3 protein-coding genes and 1 pseudogene are annotated in these 2,850 nt (G+C 43.9%); all 4 read left to right on the top strand.

Annotated elements, in window-relative coordinates:
• Positions 1-367: pseudogene (locus QZV24_RS10335) on the top strand (copper amine oxidase); the annotation flags it as partial.
• A gap of 128 nt (positions 368-495) precedes the next feature.
• On the top strand, positions 496-1,260 hold the full coding sequence (locus tag QZV24_RS10330) for a C39 family peptidase (RefSeq protein WP_294523551.1): 765 nt from the start codon (positions 496-498) through the stop codon (positions 1,258-1,260).
• A gap of 328 nt (positions 1,261-1,588) precedes the next feature.
• Entirely contained in the window at positions 1,589-2,230 is a 642-nt protein-coding gene (locus QZV24_RS10325) for an N-acetylmuramoyl-L-alanine amidase (RefSeq protein WP_294523549.1), read from the top strand.
• A 318-nt stretch (positions 2,231-2,548) separates the two neighbouring features.
• A partial coding sequence (locus QZV24_RS10320; protein ID WP_294523547.1) for a low molecular weight protein-tyrosine-phosphatase occupies positions 2,549-2,850 on the top strand: 302 nt, incomplete at its 3' end.

Below are 2,850 nucleotides of genomic sequence, written 5' to 3'. Positions count from 1 at the left end.
TTATGGCAATTATGGTGTGCTCTATAAGATTGCTATACCTGTCAAAAAAGGGGCTCCCAAGGTACAGTACTACTTGTCACCTTTAGGTGGCGTCTATGCTGGCATTATGACTGTGCGCCGGGGGCGCAGTCCACATACGAAACTAATTGAGACGCCAGAAGGCCCCGGCTATTTTGGGGATCAGACTGCCCTGGAGCCGGAGAGTGTATCCAAAGCTCGTGAAGAGGGGACAGCCCTTTTTGGCAACAACATGGAACTGGCTGATTTAGGCTGCTATGACAACTCTGTACCCAACTACTTCGAGTTCTCTCCACCGGGGGCTTCGAATCTTCCTGCCTGCCTGATACTCATGCCGGCCGGTGAATGAGCAAGGGGCTATAAAGGATAATGGCGCCCGCTTGCAGAATTAAGGAGGATGGGAGCAAGCTAGATTTCTGCTTATCCCAAGATGGAATGAATTCCCATAACAAACTGACGAAAAAAGGAGAATGAAAGATGTTCAAGAAACTTTGGCCCAAAGCTATCGCCGCCTGCCTGCTGGCTGGTGCGCTGAGTATGGGAACAGCGTTTGCTGCCAATACGGATGAGGTGCGTGTAATTCCCTACCCTGCGGGATTGAATACCAAGACGGAAGGCGCATCTTCGGCACCAACAGAGATAAATCATGCCGAGTCTCCTTACTTCAAGCACTTGGATATCTATGAAATGAAAACCATTATTGGCCGGCGTATTGTACTGCCGCATTATCCGACCTATCAACAAGCCAGAGAATATACCTGTGGACCGGCAGCGGCCCTTACCGTGCTTTACTGGTATGGCAATAAGGATTATGACGAAATGTCCTTGGCAAAAGCGATGAAAACACAGGGCTATCCTATTGGCACAAGTTTGAAAAATATGGTGAATTTTTTCCAGAATATTGGCTGGAATGTAAAAAGCGGTTTGAACACAGATAAAATCAGCCGCTTTGAAGATTTTAGGATTTTTTTGATGGAACCACTATCACATGGTCGTCCGGTTTTGGTAGAAAATGTGGAGTGGGGTGGTCATTGGCGTGTGATTATCGGCTATGACAACATGGGGACAGAATCACCTTTGGATGATATGCTCATCTTTGCTGACCCCTACGATACCTGTGACCATTATCAGGATGGCTATACGGTAGGAAATGCCATAAAATTTTTCTCCATGTGGTTTGACCATTCCATGCTTCCCGAAAAAGAACGCTATCAGCCATGGATTATTGCTTATCCGGAATAATGCTAGACTAGCGAATTTTCGTAAGCAAATAAATGTAAAAAGGCGATCAGGAATGGCTGAATTACATCAATTTTGTACTGGCAGAACTGAAGATGGACGGCACTCTGGGGAAATTGGAAAAAATGTATCTGAAATAGAAATAAGCCGCTGAATTAACGAAATGTATGGTTAGTTCAGCGGTTTTCCTTTGCCAGTATGAGGTTTGGGGGGGCGCAAAGGAAATGTCGTATATTTATCGAAATACTATAATGACACACTTTTTATAGTGATAATATGGGTATATTGGTTGAATACATAGAGAAACACGGAACAGAGGAGAGAAAAGTTTATGATAAGAAAGACATTATTTCTTCTATTGGTTTCACTTTGCCTTATGACAGAAACTTTTGCTGGTGAATTACAGATCATTGATAAGCCAATACTATGGTCTGATGTTAGAGAGCAGCTTATCCGTGAGTATGCCATAACACACTACAATCTGGATCGAATAGATATCATTCCGCAAGCTATTGTTGTGCATTGGACAGCATCGGGTACTTGGGAATCTGCTTATAACTATTTTTACAAAGAGGCACGTGCTGATGGGACGCTAAATGTTGCTTCCCATTTTCTTGTGTCACGGGATGGGAAAATATTCAGACTCACACCTGAAACAGCGCTTAATAGACACATTATAGGCTACAACTGGTGTGCAATTGGCATAGAAAATGTAGGTGGAGTTAATGGCGTAGAAGATTTAACGGACGCGCAACTTGAAGCAAATGTTGAGCTAATCAAATATTTACATAAAAAATACACGACAATTTCCTATGTCTTTGGTCATTATCAGCAGGATGCAGCCCGAAGTAGCGGATTATACATTGAAAATATACCTGGCTATCGCTCAGAAAAAATAGATCCGGGCCGTATTTTCATGACTGCTTTGAAAAGTCGCTTGCAAGATGAAGGTCTTAAATTTTATGATAAGTAGGCTGCGGTTGAGAAGGGGGCGGATTGGTTTGGCAGACGAGCAAAAAATCTGGCTGCTACCAAAGCGTTGATGGATATTATCAGCGGACAAAAACATTGCGGGGATTCGTTTCTTCATACCGTTCAACTCCTTTTGCGAAGTTCATGTAAGTGGCTTTGAGCCTTAACACATTTCTTTCCAGTTTGCCAAAACACTTGCTTTAATAGCTATTGAAACAGTCAGAAAATTGGCCAATTTGATGTTTCGACGTGTTTTGTAATATAGTGGGGAAGGAATAACGTGAGTGATGAAATTTGATGTGATGAGGAGTGTTAGGATATGAAAAAAGTTCTTTTCGTATGTCATGGCAATATCTGCCGGTCGACGATGGCTGAGTTTGTGATGAAGGATATGGTGGCAAAGGCTGGGCTTACGGAGGAGATCCTCGTGGAGTCGAAGGCCTGCCGTACCGACGAGATCGGCAGCGATACGCATCCGGGGACAAAACGGGTGCTGCGCGCGCATGGTGTGCCGTTTACGTCGCGACAGGCTCGGCAGATACGGTACACAGATTATGAGGAATATGACTTGATCATCGCGATGGATGATGAGAATATGCGTGATTTATCAAGACTCACAGG

Source organism: uncultured Anaerovibrio sp., assembly GCA_902786545.1.
Classification (GTDB): Bacteria; Bacillota; Negativicutes; order Selenomonadales; family Selenomonadaceae; genus Anaerovibrio.
This window is presented reverse-complemented; position numbering and strand designations above follow the sequence as displayed.

Bases quoted from the DNA above. Each gene is read 5' to 3' on its own strand.
- QZV24_RS10330 (WP_294523551.1), top strand. From the start codon at position 496: ATGTTCAAGAAACTTTGGCCCAAAGCTATCGCCGCCTGCCTGCTGGCT.
- QZV24_RS10325 (WP_294523549.1), top strand. From the start codon at position 1,589: ATGATAAGAAAGACATTATTTCTTCTATTGGTTTCACTTTGCCTTATG.